The organism is Acinetobacter lwoffii (assembly GCF_024129115.1).
Taxonomy (GTDB): Bacteria; Pseudomonadota; Gammaproteobacteria; order Pseudomonadales; family Moraxellaceae; genus Acinetobacter; species Acinetobacter lwoffii_T.
In genome coordinates this window covers 269,465-286,930 of sequence record NZ_JAMXXO010000002.1, presented here as the reverse complement: position 1 = coordinate 286,930, position 17,466 = coordinate 269,465, and the positions used below count along the sequence as shown (strand labels likewise).

18 protein-coding genes are annotated in these 17,466 nt (G+C 46.2%); 11 read left to right on the top strand and 7 right to left on the bottom strand.

Annotated features, from left to right (window positions below; all coding sequences use genetic code 11):
* Positions 1-4 precede the first annotated feature (4 nt).
* Positions 5-2,227 carry a primosomal protein N' gene (locus tag NI470_RS03915; RefSeq protein ID WP_253147754.1) on the bottom strand — a complete coding sequence of 741 codons (2,223 nt, stop codon included), beginning with the start codon at positions 2,225-2,227 and terminating at the stop codon, positions 5-7.
* A 150-nt stretch (positions 2,228-2,377) separates the two neighbouring features.
* Between NI470_RS03915 and gspF the strand changes: the two genes are divergently transcribed.
* The 3 genes from gspF to NI470_RS03900 all read left to right on the top strand — a co-directional run bounded on the left by gspF (position 2,378) and on the right by NI470_RS03900 (position 4,717).
* Positions 2,378-3,583 (top strand): type II secretion system inner membrane protein GspF, encoded by a 1,206-nt coding sequence (gene gspF / locus NI470_RS03910; RefSeq protein WP_253147753.1) that lies wholly within the window; start codon positions 2,378-2,380, stop codon positions 3,581-3,583.
* A gap of 79 nt (positions 3,584-3,662) precedes the next feature.
* Positions 3,663-4,097 carry a type II secretion system major pseudopilin GspG gene (gene gspG / locus NI470_RS03905; protein ID WP_004278567.1) on the top strand — a complete coding sequence of 145 codons (435 nt, stop codon included), beginning with the start codon at positions 3,663-3,665 and terminating at the stop codon, positions 4,095-4,097.
* Between the two features lie 284 nt (positions 4,098-4,381).
* Positions 4,382-4,717, top strand: a complete 336-nt coding sequence (locus tag NI470_RS03900; protein WP_044111784.1) for a hypothetical protein — start codon at positions 4,382-4,384, stop codon at positions 4,715-4,717.
* A 153-nt stretch (positions 4,718-4,870) separates the two neighbouring features.
* Here the strand turns inward: NI470_RS03900 and lnt are convergent, their stop codons facing one another.
* Both lnt and NI470_RS03890 read right to left on the bottom strand, forming a co-directional pair.
* On the bottom strand, positions 4,871-6,430 hold the full coding sequence (gene lnt, locus NI470_RS03895) for an apolipoprotein N-acyltransferase (RefSeq protein WP_253147752.1): 1,560 nt from the start codon (positions 6,428-6,430) through the stop codon (positions 4,871-4,873).
* On the bottom strand, positions 6,427-7,266 hold the full coding sequence (locus NI470_RS03890) for an HlyC/CorC family transporter (RefSeq protein ID WP_004278564.1): 840 nt from the start codon (positions 7,264-7,266) through the stop codon (positions 6,427-6,429). Before NI470_RS03890 ends, lnt begins: the two co-directional genes overlap by 4 nt.
* Before the next feature lie 201 nt (positions 7,267-7,467).
* Between NI470_RS03890 and tusA the strand changes: the two genes are divergently transcribed.
* A complete protein-coding gene (gene tusA / locus NI470_RS03885) occupies positions 7,468-7,728 on the top strand; it encodes a sulfurtransferase TusA (protein ID WP_004729361.1) in 261 nt (86 codons plus the stop codon).
* Between the two features lie 163 nt (positions 7,729-7,891).
* Here the strand turns inward: tusA and NI470_RS03880 are convergent, their stop codons facing one another.
* Complete coding sequence (locus NI470_RS03880) at positions 7,892-9,604, bottom strand: electron transfer flavoprotein-ubiquinone oxidoreductase (protein ID WP_213686486.1); 1,713 nt, start codon at positions 9,602-9,604, stop codon at positions 7,892-7,894.
* Positions 9,605-9,790: 186 nt separating this feature from the next.
* Between NI470_RS03880 and NI470_RS03875 the strand changes: the two genes are divergently transcribed.
* The 5 genes from NI470_RS03875 (at position 9,791) to NI470_RS03855 (ending at position 14,213) form a co-directional block, all read left to right on the top strand.
* Complete coding sequence (locus tag NI470_RS03875) at positions 9,791-10,402, top strand: DUF1285 domain-containing protein (protein WP_004278560.1); 612 nt, start codon at positions 9,791-9,793, stop codon at positions 10,400-10,402.
* 48 nt (positions 10,403-10,450) lie between these two features.
* Positions 10,451-11,323: a glutamate racemase gene (gene murI, locus NI470_RS03870; protein ID WP_253144976.1), complete on the top strand. Its 873-nt coding sequence runs from the start codon at positions 10,451-10,453 to the stop codon at positions 11,321-11,323.
* Between the two features lie 115 nt (positions 11,324-11,438).
* A complete protein-coding gene (locus NI470_RS03865; protein ID WP_005102932.1) occupies positions 11,439-12,467 on the top strand; it encodes a DUF4062 domain-containing protein in 1,029 nt (342 codons plus the stop codon).
* A gap of 65 nt (positions 12,468-12,532) precedes the next feature.
* Positions 12,533-13,546, top strand: coding sequence for a ferrochelatase (gene hemH, locus NI470_RS03860; RefSeq protein ID WP_005250516.1), 1,014 nt, complete (start codon positions 12,533-12,535; stop codon positions 13,544-13,546).
* Between the two features lie 22 nt (positions 13,547-13,568).
* Positions 13,569-14,213: an MBL fold metallo-hydrolase gene (locus NI470_RS03855; RefSeq protein ID WP_253147751.1), complete on the top strand. Its 645-nt coding sequence runs from the start codon at positions 13,569-13,571 to the stop codon at positions 14,211-14,213.
* A 40-nt stretch (positions 14,214-14,253) separates the two neighbouring features.
* Here the strand turns inward: NI470_RS03855 and NI470_RS03850 are convergent, their stop codons facing one another.
* Both NI470_RS03850 and NI470_RS03845 read right to left on the bottom strand, forming a co-directional pair.
* On the bottom strand, positions 14,254-14,436 hold the full coding sequence (locus NI470_RS03850; RefSeq protein ID WP_004278555.1) for a hypothetical protein: 183 nt from the start codon (positions 14,434-14,436) through the stop codon (positions 14,254-14,256).
* A gap of 175 nt (positions 14,437-14,611) precedes the next feature.
* Positions 14,612-14,785: a DNA gyrase inhibitor YacG gene (locus NI470_RS03845; protein WP_253147750.1), complete on the bottom strand. Its 174-nt coding sequence runs from the start codon at positions 14,783-14,785 to the stop codon at positions 14,612-14,614.
* Between the two features lie 84 nt (positions 14,786-14,869).
* On the opposite strand from NI470_RS03845, the gene NI470_RS03840 reads away from it, so the two are divergent.
* Positions 14,870-15,514: a class I SAM-dependent methyltransferase gene (locus NI470_RS03840; RefSeq protein ID WP_171248517.1), complete on the top strand. Its 645-nt coding sequence runs from the start codon at positions 14,870-14,872 to the stop codon at positions 15,512-15,514.
* 4 nt (positions 15,515-15,518) lie between these two features.
* The gene (locus tag NI470_RS03835) at positions 15,519-16,718 is read left to right on the top strand and encodes a TIGR03862 family flavoprotein (RefSeq protein ID WP_253147749.1); all 1,200 of its coding nucleotides are present in this window, start codon (positions 15,519-15,521) and stop codon (positions 16,716-16,718) included.
* A gap of 150 nt (positions 16,719-16,868) precedes the next feature.
* On the opposite strand, the gene NI470_RS03830 is transcribed toward NI470_RS03835, so the two are convergent.
* Positions 16,869-17,456 carry a hypothetical protein gene (locus tag NI470_RS03830; RefSeq protein WP_004647351.1) on the bottom strand — a complete coding sequence of 196 codons (588 nt, stop codon included), beginning with the start codon at positions 17,454-17,456 and terminating at the stop codon, positions 16,869-16,871.
* Positions 17,457-17,466: the final 10 nt, after the last annotated feature.

The following is a 17,466-nucleotide window of genomic DNA, read 5'->3' as shown; positions in this document are numbered from 1 at the left end:
TCTTTTAGCTCAGTTCCTGAGGGTCGATGTCCAGCGTGAGCTTCATGCTAGAAGGTTTGTCCTGCAGCATGTTTTGCCACCAGCTACGCACATAGTAATGCAAACGTGGACGATCCGCTGACAATAGCACCATATGCGACTGATAGCGTCCGGCCTTACGTTCCATTGGCGCAGGAATTGGTCCCCAGATGTCCAGCGCCAGATCAGGATATTGCCTGAGGAGTGCTGCATGTTTCTGTAAGAATTCGGTATTTTGTGCCTGATCCTTGGATTCACAGCGAATCAGGATGGCATAACGGTAGGGCGGCATTCTGGCCATCTGCCGTTCTTTTAAGGTTTGCTGGGCAAATACGCGATAATTTTCATTGACCAGGGTATTCAGCAGGGCATGATCAGGTCTGAGGGTCTGTAGGTAAACATCACCCTTATGTTCACCACGGCCTGCGCGGCCTGCCACCTGCACAATCAGTTGTGCAGTCCGTTCAGTAGCACGGAAATCCACACTGAGCAGACCGGAATCGATATCCAGAATCGCCACCAGCGTCACATAAGGAAAATGATGGCCTTTGGCCAGCATCTGGGTGCCAAGCAAAATGGCAGGTTCGCTTTTCTGAATCTTGTCATAGATTTTTTGCCAGCTGCCGACCCGACTGGTGGAATCGCGATCGACCCGAATCACCTCAAAATCCGGAAAGAGCTCATTCAGATGCTCTTCGACTTTGCCGGTGCCCATACCCAGTGTAATCAGTTCCTGATGCTGACATTGTGGGCAGTGTTCCGGCATACGGTGAATAGTACCGCAGTGATGGCAATGTAGATGCTGATAAGGCTGGCGGTGTACAGTGAAGTTGGCATCACAGTGCGGACATTTCGCCTGCCAGCCACAGCTGCCACACAGCAGGACGGGGGCATAGCCACGGCGGTTTAAAAAAATCAGCACCTGTTCTTTTTTCTCCAGGCGCTTTTTGATGTCCTGAATCAATTGCAGGCTAATCCCATGCTTTTTTTGCGCAACTTTTAAATCCAGAATATGGATTTTGGGCATCAAGGCCGTGCCGGCACGCTGGTTCAGCTCCAGTGCCTGCATCTTGCCATGTTGCACCAGCGCATAACTGTCAATGCTTGGTGTGGCTGACCCTAAGATTACCGGACATTGCTGTAAATGGCCGCGGTACAGGGCGACATCGCGGGCATGATAGCGGAAGCCTTCCTGCTGTTTAAAGGACAGGTCATGTTCTTCATCCAGAATGATCAGGCTCAGATTCGGCATCGGGGTATAAATGGCAGAACGTGTACCGAGTACGATTGAGGCTTTACCGGTTTCCGCCGACTGCCAGGCTTGTAGCCGTTTGGAATCATTCAGCCCGGAATGCAGCAACGCAATATGGCAATGAAAACGGGACTGAAAACGGCTGATGGTTTGCGGCGTCAGGCCGATTTCCGGCACCAGCACCAGCACCTGTTTGCCCTGTTTCAGTACCTGTTCCATGATCTGCAAATACACTTCAGTTTTACCGCTGCCGGTCAGACCATCCAGTAAAAAAGCTTGATATTGATTGCGATATTTTAATACCTGTTCGACTGCATGTTTTTGTTCAGGATTGGCGGTCAGCGGCATTTGTGCCAGCTGCATCGGCTGCGGATTGAAATCTTGTGGCTCCAGCACACAGGCGCAAATCTCTTTTTTCTCCAGCACTTTTAAGGTCGCGGTTTCAATCCCGGCCATGTTCAGCACATTTTCAGTGGTCCCGACCGGATGCAGTTTTAAAATCCGGTAAGCTTCCTGCTGCTTGTCCGAACGGCGTACTTTGGCCTCGGCATCAGGGTCCAGTAATTTCCAGGTACGGGCCAGCAGGTTATAAGGCTTACCCTGACGCAACAGAGTCGGCAGGGCACTGTGGACGACTTCACCGATCGGAAACTGGTAATACTGCGCTGACCATGTCAACAAACTTAAAACTTTGGCATCTATAATGGCGCGTTCATCAAGTAGTTCGGTCACTGCCTTAAGTTTAAAGCGCGGATCGAGAGGAGTGTCTGCGGATAGTTTTTCGATAATCACCCCGACCAGATTCTGCCGACCAAACGACACCAGTACACGTGCGCCAATCTGTGCCTGTTCAAATTGTGCTGTACTCATCGTGTAATCAAAACAATCAAATACATGCACAGGTACAGCAACGCGTACGCGATAAAGTGGACTTGAATCTGGGTGAGAATTTTGCATATCTTGGGGTGGAGATCCTGAAGAAATTTCGTCGTGCTTAAAGTTCGATTATGTTAGAGTGAGCAGATAATTTATATCAAAGAATATGAATGATTTCGGTGGTCTGACGCAACAGCGTTGAGCAAAATTTTGGAAAATTAGAGCATTACAATGCCTGCATATCAGTTTATTGCGCTTGATGCTTCAGGAAAGCAGCAAAAAGGCGTGCTGGAGGGGGATTCTGCACGTCAGATCCGGCAACAATTACGGGATAAAGCACTTATTCCGGTCTCTGTTGATCCTGTCGAAAAAAAAGACCTACAGCATCGACGAAAATGGTTTGAAAAAAGCATCACGGCCTACGATCTGGCTCTGATGACCCGGCAGCTATCTGTGCTGGTCGCAGCCGCGATTCCACTGGAAGAAGCGATTCGCGCCGTCGGCAAGCAAAGCGAAAAAGTGCATGTGCAAAACCTGTTAATGTCGGTGCGCTCCAAGGTGCTGGAAGGGCATAGTCTGGCGCAGGGCTTGCAGCAATCCGGACGTTTCCCAGAACTGTATATTGCCACAATTGCCGCCGGTGAACGTTCCGGGCATTTAGACCTGATTCTGGACCAACTGGCAGACTATACCGAAAACCGCTTTGCCATGCAGAAAAAAATCCAAGGCGCAATGATCTATCCGATTATTCTGATGCTGATGTCCTTTGCGATCGTGATGGGGCTGATGACCTATGTGGTGCCAGATATCGTCAAGACCTTTGACCAGAGTAAAGATGCCTTGCCGTGGATTACCGTGGCCTTGATGAAAGCCAGTGATTTTATCCGCATTGCTTGGCCATTTTTATTGATTGGTGGTGCTTTGGGGATTTTCCTGTTGGTCCGGTTTTTAAGAACCACCGCCGGGCATTATGCCTTTGACCGTCTGACCTTAAAATTACCTTTATTCGGCAAATTGTCACGCGGGATTAATGCCGCACGTTTTGCCAGTACCTTATCCATTTTGACCCAGTCTGGCGTGCCTCTGGTTGATGCATTGCGCATTGGTGCTGCAGTCAGTAATAACTGGGTGATCCGGGATTCTGTCAATCTGGCGGCAGAAAAGGTGACAGAAGGTGGCAACCTGGCGACCCAACTGGAACGCAGTGGTTATTTCCCGCCGATGATGGTACAAATGATCAAAAGTGGTGAAGCATCTGGTGAACTGGACCGCATGCTGGAACGTGCTTCACAGATGCAGGATCGCGAAGTGACCACCCTGATTTCAACTTTACTGGCCTTGCTGGAACCTTTAATGCTGGTGCTGATGGCCAGTATTGTTCTGGTGATTGTGATTGCGGTCATGCTGCCAATTGTGAATATGAATAATATGATTTAAACAGAAGCCAGTTAGAATTTTGCTGTGATCAAGATTCAAGTGGAAATTCTGAATGATGCAAATAAATGAGAGAGATTGAATGAAAAGGAATCAATTAAATAAACAGACAGGCTTTACCTTAATCGAAGTCATGGTGGTGATTGTTATTCTCGGTGTGCTTGCTGCGCTGATCGTTCCGAACGTGATGGGACGTGGTGAAAAGGCCAAAGTCGATACCACCGTGATCAAGTTACAAAGCATTGCAGGTTCACTGGATCAATACAAGCTGGACAATGGCAAGTATCCAAGTATGCAGGAAGGCGGTCTGGATGCACTGGTGAATCAGCCAGCGACTGCAAAAAACTGGGTGCCAGGCGGTTATGTCAAAGGCGGTTTTCCAAAAGACAGCTGGGATAATGAACTGCAATATGTGATTCCCGGCACCGATGGTCGCAGCTTCGATCTGTATTCATTTGGTGCAGATGGTCAATCGGGTGGTGAAGGAACAGATGCTGATATTTATTACCAGCCTTAATTGAGAATCATTATAAATTCTCGATAGATGGCATATATCACTTCACTGAATAAGCTATTTCAATACGAAGTGAAGTGATAATAAATCTTAATTATTAAATATAATGTAAGTTAATGATATTTATAATAATTAAATAATAAAAACGGTATGCGAGTTATAATAAGAATTATTCCCATATTTATCTATTACAATTCTCGTAAAATATGAATAAACATACACTTTCTATTTATTTAAAAAAGCTCATAATGATCTGAATGGCACTTGACTCGCCAACGGAGAAGTACATGAAAGCATTAATCTTAGGGGATGAAATCAATCAATTTCATTGGTCGATGCTGAAATCTGTTCTTCTGGTTTTAAGCATGCTGCCGATCAGTCAGGGAATCGTCCATTTATGGCAGAGCACCGAAGGCAGCAGCCAGATTATGGTGGCCTTTTTTGCTATCAGCTTGATGAGCAGTTTATTGGCCCTATGTTTCTGGTCCGCATTAAACGCGAGTGTAGTTCGCATTCAAGCCGAACAAGGTTCAGTATTTGAGCAGACACTGGTTAAGCTCTATCGTCATGTGCCGATGCTGTCACTTGCCAGTATGTTGTGTTATCTGGCTTCACAGTTTTAAATTTGAATGTAATAAAAAGCCGAGGCATTGACCTCGGTTTTTTATTGCCTTGAGTGTTCTTCGCTTTCATAAAGGGAGCTTAGGAGGGATTGATAAGGTGCTATATTCAGGAATCCCCTAAATCCCTCTTTGTAAAAGAGGGACTTGAAGAAATTATCTTCTTGACTTAAAGCTGACATCCACTTTACGTGGACGGAAGCGCCATCCAATAAGCAAAAGCAGAACTGAGAAGATCATCACTGGCCAATCACTGAGTTTCATATACAGCGTTTCGCCCTGCATGGCTGGAAGTTCACCACGTAATACCGCTTCCTGATCCACCGGGGCTTTTTTCACGATGTGGCCATTGTGGTCAATAAAGGCGGTTACACCGGTATTGGTGGCGCGAATAAACCAGCGGCCATTTTCTTTAGCACGCATTTGCACCATTTGCAGATGCTGTAATGGTCCTGCCGTGCCGGTAAACCAGGCATCATTAGACACGGTCACCAGAAAATCACTTTGGCTGGCATTGCGACGGGTCAAATTCGGGTAGGCCACTTCATAGCAAATTGCAGAACCCAATGGATGATTTTTCACATTCAATGGTTTTTGATGATCTGCGCCCCGGGTAAAACCACTCATGGAAGGATCATTTTGCAGACCTGGCAAGACCCAGCTCAGCCAGCCTGATAAGGGGATATATTCACCAAAGGGAACCAGTCGTTGCTTCTTGTATAGCCCATCAGATTCATTTCCGCTGGCCATAATGCTATTGTAATATTTTGGATAGCCTGCAGCCTGTGATTCTGCTAAATCCCAATATGGAATGCCGGTTACCCATGCAGTGCCTGATTTTTCAGCTTGTACTTTCATGGCCTCCAGAAAGGCTTCAATATCAGTCTGGAACATGGGAATCGAAGATTCCGGCCAGACGATCAGATCACGACCCCATTCGGTTTTACTCAAATTGGCATAAATCAATAAGGTCTTTACCTGATATTCAGTCAGCCATTTCAAGTCTTGCGGAATATTGCCCTGAATCAGGGAAACCGTTAAAGGCTTTTGATTTTTTTGCTCAACAAACGTCAGCTGTGCTGCGCCCCAGGCACCAAGTAACAAGATGGCGGAAGGAATGGCCCAGAACAGGCGTCTATTCAGGATCTCAACCAGCGCACAGGCCAGAATGATCACCACGAAAGATACCCCAAACACCCCGAATAATGGCGCATAAGCATCTAGGTAGCGTTCGGTAAAGGCATAACCAGCAAACAGCCATGGGAATCCGGTAAAGACCCAGGTCTTGGACCATTCAAACAGCACCCAGAGCGGGGCAAAGGTTAAAGGTGTTTCCGGGAAAAAGCGGCGATAGACAAACGTTTGAACGGCACTAAACAGACCCATCACCAGCGCCATAATCAGGATCATCACGACGCTGAGAAATGCACTGGTATCGCCATAGACATGAATTGAGGTATACAGCCAGAATGCGCCGACAAACCACAAGCCAATCCCATAAGCCCAGCCAATGCCAAAGGCCTGTTTTGCGCTACGTCCGCGCAGGCAAGCATAGAGCAGTGCTGGAGACAGAATCGCCAGCCACCAGTAATGATAAGGGGCTAGTGCCAAACTAAAGATAGCACCTGCAAATAAGGCAATTAAAACAGGATAGATTAGCGGCAAAGGTTTTTGCTGTTGAGACGAACTCAACAGCTTATTGAAATACGCTCTCATTGGCGCACGGCTCGAATTAGATGAATAGAGCGTGAATCCGCCTCAAGAATGGTAAATTGCCAGTTTTCCAGTTCAATGGTTTGACCTTCAAGGTCACTCACCAGACCAATTTCCTGTAATAACAAGCCGCCCATGGTTTCCACTTCATCATCAGGGAAAGTCGCATCCAGCATATTATTGAAATACTCAATCGGAGTCAGGGCTTGGACTACCCAGGTATTGGCGGTAGTCGGGTCGTTATCCGGAACAATGTAGTATGCTTCTTCGTCAGCATTGTCATGTTCATCTTCAATTTCACCGACAATTTCTTCCAGAATATCTTCCAGTGTCACCAGACCCGAAGTCGTACCGTATTCATCAATCACCACCGCAATATGCGTCTGGGTATTCTTTAACATGCGCAGCACCTGATCGGAGCGGGCACTTTCCGGAACAAACAAAGGTTGACGCATGAGCGCGCGAATATCGACCTTGGCCGTCGGTTCAGTCAGAAAAGGCAATAAATCCTTGGCCAATAGAATGCCGACTACATTATCGGTCTGATCGGATGAAAATACCGGAAAACGTGAATGCGCAGACTCGACCAGTACATGCAGGATATCCAGCAGTTGATCATCTTCCTGTAAGCTGATCATGGACGTGCGAGGCGTCATGACTTCACGAATTTTGGTTGCCGGGAGGTCAAGAACGCCCTCAAGCATGGCAACAGTATCGGGTTCTAAAAATCGACGTGAATCTTGTACTAATTTTAGCAGTTCGTCGCGAGTTTCGGGTGCAGTTCCCAGCCATTTGCGTAAGCCGCGCATACCCCACGACGGGCCTGATTCCTCGTGCATGATTTTTCCTGAAGACTCTTAATATCTAAAAAAACGTGGTTTTATCATACCGCAGAAAATACGCTTGTCTATTGTAAATATGATGCACAGTCTTGATCGCGTGAGTCAGCGCTGATTTTAAAACTGGCCACGTATGCAAAGCAGCAATGTAATCGCAGCTTTATGCTAAAATATGACGGTCTTTCCATCCTGAGTCTATCGATGTCCCCAACTGAAATTATTCCAAGTCTGCAATTGAATACCCGAGGTTTGCGTTGTCCTGAGCCGGTAATGATGTTGCATCAGGCGATCCGTAAATCCAAGGCAGGTGATGTAGTTGAGGTGTTTGCCACGGATAATTCAACGTCGTGGGATATTCCAAAATTCTGTATGCATTTGGGGCATGAGTTGCTCTTGCAGGAAGAACGTCTGGATGAAAATGGCAATAAAGAATTTCATTATTTAGTGAAGAAAGGTGGCTAAAAATACCAAGGGCTGATGAGCTCAAACATTTGTCTTATTTAGAAAATAAAATTTCAAAAATCTGCTTAATTAAATAGATGAATGGACAGGAACTGAAATTATTAATATTTATCCATAAATAAACCCACTTAAAAGCGGGTTTATTTTTTATCTGATGATTACCTTACATATTCGGGTAATTTGGACCACCACCACCTTCCGGTGTTACCCATGTGATGTTCTGGGACGGATCCTTGATGTCACAGGTCTTGCAGTGCACACAGTTGGCTGCATTGATCTGGAAGCGTTTTGAACCGTCATTATTTTCCATAATCTCATAGACCCCCGCCGGGCAGTAACGCTGTGCAGGCTCATCCCATGTCGGCAGGTTGACTTCCACCGGAATTGAAGCATCGGTGAGTTTCAAATGTGCTGGCTGGTTCTCTTCATGCACGGTATTCGATACAAACACTGAAGACAGACGGTCAAAGGTTAGCTTGCCATCCGGTTTTGGATAGTTTGGCTTGAAGCTTTCAGCTGCCTGGGTTTTTAGCGCAGCATGGTCTTGAACCAGATCATGCAAGGTAAAAGGCACTTTAAATACGTTCTGGTCGATGAAGTTAAAGGCACCCCCGATCCATTGACCGAACTTGTGCATTGCCGGACCAAAGTTACGCGAGTTATAGAGTTCTTCTTTTAGCCAGCTGTTGTTAAACTTGTCGGTATATGCGGTGAGTTCTTTCACAAAGAAATCTTCACCCTCTACAACACGTGCCACCGCCAGATCACCGCCTTTTTCTACACCGGCCGCAATCGCCTCAAATACCGCTTCACCGCAGAGCATGCCGGATTTCATCGCAGTATGTGAGCCCTTGATCTTGGCAAAGTTCAGGAAGCCGGCATCATCACCAATCAAAGAACCACCTGGGAAAGTGAATTTTGGTAATGAGTTAAAACCACCTTTGGTCACAGCACGCGCACCATAAGAAATACGCTTACCACCTTCCAGATATTGCTTAATTAATGGATGGGTTTTCCAGCGCTGCATTTCCATGAAGGGATACATATGCGGGTTGGTGTAGGACAGATCCACGATCATACCCAGAGTCACCTGGTTGTTCTCGGCGTGGTAAAGCCACCAGCCACCTGAAGAACCGGTTTCATTCAATGGCCAGCCGGCACCATGCATCACCAGACCCGGTTTATGCTTGGCAGGATCGATTTCCCAAAGCTCTTTAATGCCGATACCGTAGTGTTGCGGATCAGCGTCCTTGTCCAGGTTGAACTTCTGGATCAGACGTTTACCTAAGTGACCACGACAGCCTTCAGCGAAAATTGTGTATTTGGCATGCAGTTCATAACCCGGGGTAAAGTTATGCGTTGGTTCGCCATCTTTACCAATACCCATATCACCGGTTTGGATGCCTTTGACTGTACCATCGGCATGATACAGAATTTCAGACGCGGCAAAGCCCGGAAAGATCGACACTTCCAGTTCTTCGGCTTTCTGGCCTAACCAGCGCACCACGTTGCCAAGCGAGATGACATAGTTGCCATCATTATGCATGGTTTTAGGCACCATCCAGTGCGGTGCTTCCTGTGATTTTTCATCTGACAGCAGGAAGAAGGTTTTATCTTCGGTCACCGGGACATTCAGCGGGGCACCCTGTTCTTTCCAGTCCGGGAACAGCTCGTTCATGGCACGCGGTTCAAGCACAGCACCAGACAGAATATGCGCACCGACTTCGGAGCCTTTTTCTACGACACAAACGGACAAATCGTTTAAGTTGTTTTCAATTGCAAGTTGACGGATTTTGATCGCAGCAGAAAGACCCGCAGGGCCTGCGCCTACGATGACGACGTCAAACTCCATCGATTCACGTTCGATGTGTTCCATGTAGGACTCCTCATATTACTATTCGGTGGCAACCATAATCATATGATTGGGTGCTGCCATAAGTGTTCTTGGTTCCTAGACACAAAAATGCTGGTGTCTTTGATAATCTGGGCTAGTATAGTTTTAAAGCCGGTTTTAGCCAATTGGCTGAAACATATTATTTTTCCGTCATTAAGGTCTTCTTTTATGGATAAGCCAGTACCCAGCACAAATCCGACGAAAAAAGTAACTTATCCCGATGATAAAAATTTAATGGATATCGCACAATACTTAAAAGATGCACAGGGCAGTCACAAAAGGTCAATACCCCCTTTGGAGCAATGGCAGCCAAAGCATTGTGGCACAATGGATCTCAAGGTTTTAGCCAACGGCGAATGGTGGCACGAAGGTCAATTGATCAAGCGTCAGCCGATGATTGACCTGTTTGCAACGGTGCTCTGGAAAGAAAACGATAAATTCTATCTAAAAACACCAGTAGAAATGATTGAAATCGAAGTTGAAGATGAACCTTTATTTGTCAATCAGGTCGATCAGGTTGAGATCAATGGAGTGACTTATCTGCAACTGGGCACAACCACGCAAGACCTGATTATTGTCGATGCTGAACATCCAATCTTTATGCGTGAATACAAAGGTGAGTTGAGGCCTTATGTGCATGTGCGTTTTGGGATTAATGCACTGATTCAGCGTGCGGCATTTTTACATCTGGTCGAGATGGGAGAGCTTGATGAAAATCCGGCAGGCGAAACCGTTTTAAGTTTGAAAAGTGGTGATTTAGACTTGCATTTGAGCACCTGAGGTTTAAGCTTGAACGCTAGAAATTTCAAACAAGCCACCTGCAACGTTATGAGCGCTATTCAACCAATTTCCCAGCTATTAGACTCGATGCCCAATGCCACGGCAGATGCGCCTATTGGCATTTTTGACTCAGGCGTAGGCGGCTTGTCAGTCGCCCTGGAAATTGCCCGCCATTTGCCTAATGAGCGCTTTGTCTATTATGCGGATACTGCGCATGTGCCTTATGGTCCGAGAGATGATCAGGAAATTCGTGCCTTGACGGCTCAGGCGATTGAATGGCTTTATCGTCAAGGTTGTAAAGTTGCGGTGGTGGCTTGTAATACCGCTTCCGCTTTTAGTCTGGATTATTTGCGTGACTATTATGGTGAAAACTTTCCGATTATCGGTTTAGTACCCGCGCTTAAACCGGCGGTCCTGAATACCCAGTCGAAAACGGTGGCGGTATTGGCCACGCCCGCGACCTTCCGCGGCCAACTGATTAAAGATGTCATTTCCCGTTTTGCCGAACCGGCTCAAGTCAAAGTCCTGCCTGTGACCAGTCTGGATCTGGTGCCTTTTGTTGAGGCTGGGGAGCAGATGAGTGCAGCCTGTTTGCAGACATTAAAAGAGATTTTACAACCAGTTGTAGATCAGGGCGCTGATTATTTAGTGTTAGGATGTACACATTACCCCTTCCTAAAATCGTCAATTCAGTATATTTTTGGTCAAAAGCTGACATTAATTGACTCAGGATTCGCGGTTGCAAGACAAACGGCCCGAATTTTAATTAAAAATGGGTTATTATTTGAGCATGAGTCTAAAGAAAGCGTGAAAATTGAATTGGTGGTGAGTGGGCAGAATGCTGAACAGCTCCGACCGATTTTGCAGCACCTGATTCCGGCCGATTTAAAATGGCAGGTCAGTAATATGAGTGCAGTTTAAAACTCATTTTTATAATTTAAGAAGAAAGATATTTTGATTTTGGGGTGGCCATATTGGGTAAAGAAGCATGTGATAATGCATTTTTACGCAAATGTACAGGAGAAGAGGATAGCCCATGCTGGATAAACGGTACCAAGTGTTCATCTCAACCTCTGGGGCAGAAATGCAACCGGAGCGTATCATTCTGTCTCAAACACTGGTAGGAATGGGGTTTTTCTCGTGGGGACTGGAACAGCGTACACCGCTGAATACTGCATTTGCACGCCGCCAGATTGATGACTGTGATTATGTCGTGATTCTGCTGGGAAGCCAGTATGGAGAGCAGTCGGTATCGGGTGTTGGCTATATGCATCTCGAATATATTTATGCAGTGACCAAGCAAAAACCGATTATTGTGTTTATGCATGATGATCCGGCATCACGTGAAAGTGCATTGCATGATGCCAAACCGGAATTACAGGAAAAATTTAAGGAATTCCGTCAGTTATTACAGCAGGAAGTCGATCAGGTCTTTACTTACCGCAGCCTGCGAGATCTGGAAATGGCAGTGCGTTTTAACATGCCGCAAATGTTGGAGCGCTATCCGGTGACTGGCTGGGTGCGTCCCCAAAATACTCAGGCGCTACATGACGAGATTGATCAGCTGAAAGCCAAAGTGGCTCAACTGGAACGTGATGGTGGAACTGCAGAAGTTGATCCATTCCTAAGCTTGCCCAAAGTAGCGATGCATGAAATTTTTTCTTTTGAATACCGGATGCATGCTTATCAGGATGGTAACTTCAAGGAAATCAAAGTCCAGAAGAAACTGACTTGGGCGCAATTGTTGGCGTTGCTGGGCTCCACCTTTGTCAATCCGACCCCTGAGGAATTTTTCTCGAAGCGCATGAATGAATATCTGAATGAAACCGGTTTGCAGGATGCACGGGTACAGATGCCGCGTGCACATGCAGTGGCGCGTGCCCAGATGAATATCCGTGCCTTGCATAGTTTAAAAATTCAAATGCGCCAGAATGACTGGATTGTGCCATCCGGTCGTGATGACCGACAGCGCATGCTGTGGCAGATCACGCCAAAAGCGCAAAAATTGCTGGATAGCAGCTTGCTGGATTTAGATCGCACTTTTCAATATAAGTCAGCGTATTAATCCATAGAGAGAATAAATAAAAAGCTGTTAAAGTACAGGGGTTGATATCCTGACGGACGAACTGAATGTATTCTACTGCTAAAGCGAAAGTGACGATTATATTGGCAAACTTGGGCACACCAGATGAGCCTACGATTCCTGCGGTACGCCGTTTTCTCAAGCAGTTTTTATCCGACCAGCGTGTGATTGAGATTCCCAAACCGATTTGGCAAATCATTCTGCGCTTATTCATTTTACCCTTCCGTCCAAAGCGGGTATCACAGGCTTATGCACAAGTATGGGGACAGGATTCACCGATGCGTGAAATTCTGTTTGAGCAGGTCAGCGCAGTCAAGACACATCTCACCCAGCTGTATCCACAGTTTGAACTGAATGTGGTGCCCGCCATGACCTATGGCAATCCCAACATTCAGGATGTCTTGGCACAAGTCTCCGCGCAGCCACAGGAACACGTGATTCTATTTCCCCTGTTTCCCCAATATTCAGCCACGTCGACCGCACCTTTATACGATGCAGTGGCGAAATGGGTGGTTCAACAGCGCAATTTACCCGGTTTGACAGTGATCCGGGATTATTATCAACATCCTTTATTTATCCAGTCGCTGGCTCAAAGTGTACGTGACTATCAGGCAATTCATGGTAAGCCAGAAAAATTGTTAATGTCTTTCCACGGCATTCCACAGCCCTATGCCGATAAAGGCGATCCTTATGCCGACCGTTGCCGCATAACTGGTAAGCTGTTAGCTAAAGCCCTGGGTTTAAGCGAAGATCAATATGCGATCAGCTTCCAGTCACGGTTTGGCAAGCAGGAATGGATCAAGCCCTATACCGATGTTTTGCTTGAAGATTGGGCGAAACAGGGGGTGAAATCAATTCAGGTGATGAGTCCGGCATTTTCCGCGGACTGTCTGGAAACGCTTGAAGAGCTGGCAATTGAAAATGCCGAGGCTTTTAAAGCACTCGGCGGTGAAAGCTATAGTTATATTCCTGCTTTAAATAGCCGTGAAGATCATTTGCGATTGCTCAATAGTCTGCTACAGGCTAATCTGGATGCATTGACACAGACACTTGCTCATTAACTTGCCCGAGGTTTTTCACCCCATGTTACAAGTCAAAATTGTTCCGGTTACTGCATTTCAGCAAAACTGTTCGATCGTTTGGGATGCGGACACTAAAGAAGCCATTTTGATTGATGCAGGGGGCGAACCTGAAAAACTCAAAGCTGAAGTTGAAGCGCTGGGTTTAACGGTTAAAGCCTTGTGGCTCACTCATGGCCATCTGGATCATGCGGGTGCGGTTGGAATTTTGAAAAAGCTCTGGCAAGTCCCGGTCATTGGCCCACATAAAGAAGATGCGTTTTGGCTGGACATGATTCAGGAAGTTTCGGCACGTTATGGCTTTCCTATTCCAGAAAAAGTGGACGTTACCCAATGGCTTGAAGGCGGAGAAGTGTTAAAGCTGGGCGATGAAGAATTTGAAGTCCGTTTTGCACCAGGTCATACGCCGGGTCACGTGATGTTCTATAACAAAAATTATGACTTGTTATGGACAGGTGATGTCTTGTTCAAAGGCTCAATTGGCCGCACCGATTTCCCGCGTGGCAATCATCAGCAGCTCATAGATTCAATTCAGCGTGAATGTTTTAGCCTGCCGGATGAAACCCGATTTATTTCAGGACATGGTCCGATCAGCACCATTGGTTTTGAAAAGCAGCATAATCCTTTTGTTGCAGGTAAAGCGGGTTAAAAGCGTAAATAAAAGACCAATATGGTTTGGTCTTTTATTTTTATTCTGAAAAGGGATTATTGCGAAGTTGTCGCGTTTGCATGTGTATGAGCCAAGCGGCAAAAGCAAAAAGCACACCCAATACAATAAATAAACTATCTTGTTGGAAAATGCCGACTCCCAAAGAAAGAAGTGCGAGTAGACCAACCCCAATTAATATGACTCTTAAAATAATATAACCCATATTATTGCTCTAAAAATAATGTGAAAATTTAGAGTAGAACAATAATACTAAGGCTTTATGAATGATGTTAATTCGTGTTGCTTTATCTAAGTAATTTTATAAAATTCATATGATTTATTTACTTAATTTCGACAAGATTCTGCTTTCAGACAGAATTTTCGACAAGGAAGACATTTTATTCTTCGCTATTAGCGGCTTGTGGTGCATCCTGAGTAGGCAGGCTATATTCTTCATTGGCCCAAGCCCCTAGATCAATCATCTTGCAACGTTCTGAACAAAAAGGACGGAATTCATTATCTTCCCATGTGGTCAGCTTGCCACAGCGCGGACAGTTTAAAGTGGTAGGCATGGGACGACTCCAAAGAAAAATAAAGGTTCGATTAGGCAAATATAGCCGCACTTGTTAGACTTATGCGGTTTTTATTAGTTTGATCTGATTATGCCGATTCGTCAATTTCAAGCACAGCGTATGCATGCGCCCCGTGATTTTCAAAGCATCAGTCCTGAACCGGTCTGCGTCGAAGTGGGAGCGGGTAAAGGTAAACATGCCTTGTTATTCAGCAAGAACAATCCCGATACTCAACTGATTGCAATTGAACGTACCCGTGAAAAATTTCTGGCGATGCAAAAACAGCATGCTGTTGAGGGTCAAACTAATTTACAAACCGTTCATGCCGATGCTTTACCGTGGATCGTACATGCACTGTATCCGCAGCAGGTAGAACAATTCTTTATTTTATATCCAAATCCTGAACCGCATAATCCGGCACAGCGCTGGGTCAATATGCCATTTTTTGAGTTTCTGCTTTCACGCCTGAAAACCGGGGGAACGATTACTTTGGCCAGTAATATTCCTGCCTATATCGAAGAAGCAGAAATACAGGTGCGAGAGCTCTGGAAGCTGCCTTTTGTCAAAGAAGTGATTGCTGCAGATTCGGCGCGCACCCATTTTGAAATTAAATATCTGGAACGCGGCGAATTATGCCAGCAACTGATCATCAGCAAGCCTGAAAGTTATGTGACACGTTTTGATGATTTCCAGCCTTTGCAAGGGCAGAATGCCACCGTCTCGGAATAAGCAGATGAGCAAACGCATTGCTATTGTGGGCGCAGGCCCCGCAGGCTTAATGGCAGCAGAAGTGCTCAGTCAGTTTGATTATGAGCTGCATGTCTATGAGCAAAAACCGTCTGCTGCGCGAAAATTCCTGATGGCAGGCAAGACCGGCCTGAATATTTCCCATGCCGAGCCTGTGCCAGAGTTTGTACAACGTTATGATCAGGTGGAGTGGTTGTCCCCTTGGATCAAACAGTGGGATGCGGTCTGGATTCAAGACTGGATGAAACAGCTCGGTATTGAACCTTATATCGGTTCATCTGGCCGGGTATTTCCCACAGAGATGAAAGCCGCGCCCTTGCTGCGTGCCTGGCTCAAGCGTTTGGCCAGTCATGGTATCCAGTTTCATTACCGACATAAAGTCAGCCAGTTGCAGCAGCAACAGCTTGAGCTGCATGATCTGAAAAATAATGAATACCGCATTGAAGATTTTGATGCCATTATTCTGGCTTGTGGCGCAGTGTCCTGGTCAGAGTTGGGTAGTGATGGGGCATGGCAAGCCTGGCTGAAAACGGATGAAATTGAGCCATTTCAGGCCAGTAATGCCGGAGTGGAATATCCCTGGTCTCGGTTTATGCAGCCAGTCTTTGGTCAACCGTTAAAGCGTGTCGAGGCATGGGTTGGGCAAGGTGAAAAGACCATCGGCGATATCGTGATCAGTCATTATGGTCTGGAAAGTGGTCTGATCTATAAGCAGGGTCGTGGCTTACGCGAGCAACTAAAACAGGGGAAGCCTATGCAGCTGCATCTGGACCTATTCCCAAATCAAAGCATCGAACAGCTTGCGCAAAAATTACAGCCAAGTAAGAAGCAGTCTTTAACTAATGTCTGGCGTAAAGCCGGATTGGACGGTGCTAAGGCGGCTTTAGTACGGGAATTGCTAGACAAAGCAGTATGGCAAGATGCTACTGCATTAGCCAAAAAAATTAAACATTTGACCCTTCCACTCAGCGGCTTCCGCCCGATTGAAGAGGCGATTAGCTGTGCGGGTGGCGTCAAGCGTGAAGTGTTGTCAGAACAGCTACAATTGAAATCTAACCCACATGTATTTCTTTGCGGAGAAATGCTGGACTGGGATGCACCAACCGGCGGTTATCTACTGACAGCCTGTTTTGCCACAGGGCGTGCAGCGGGTGAAGGTGCGCATCAGTTTCTGACAGCAGATTAAGTCATTTTATAGCTAGGATGATCTAGTATTTATACTGAATGCAGACTCAACAGATCCGGCCTTGTTCATTCACGCTGTTTTAAAGCTGCCAGTTCAGCTTAGATTATTTTTGTATTTTATCTAAGCTGTGTGCCAATCTAGCATCCTAGACTATTCCTTCACTTGCCGGGAAGCGGGTTCTTTCTTGGCGAGATCCGGATATTGCGAACGCCAGCGTTCCAGTTGTTCTTGGGCGTGTAGATATTTCCCTAGACCTTTGACATTCTCACTGGCTTCATTCACGGGTGTAGCTTGAGTCTTGGGAGTATTGAGTAATTTGTCCTGATGTTCCCAGTATTGATACATTAAGCCCTGAATATAACGGCCCTGTTCGGTTTTCAGTTCTAAAGCCTTCAACATATTCAATGCTGACTGGACATGATCACGCTGACGTTGCTGGACAAATTCTTCTGTCATATTTTCATCATCGCGCATGCTGTTTAATTCTTTTTCCAAGTCGCTGCTCATTTCCTGAAAGCGCTGTTCATAATCCGTCAATGCAGCAATATCATGCGGATCATCAGCAGTTTTAGGGAAGTCTTTCAGTGGCTCGGTTTTCAGTTCCTGCATGACTTGATCTGAAGCCGTATTATCTGTTGTCGCTTCAGTCGGAGTTTCGGTCGTTTTCTGGTCACATGCCATCAGCAGCATGGCCGCAGCGAACAACAGCGTTCGTGTCATTCCTGGTATTTTATGCATGATCGCCTCC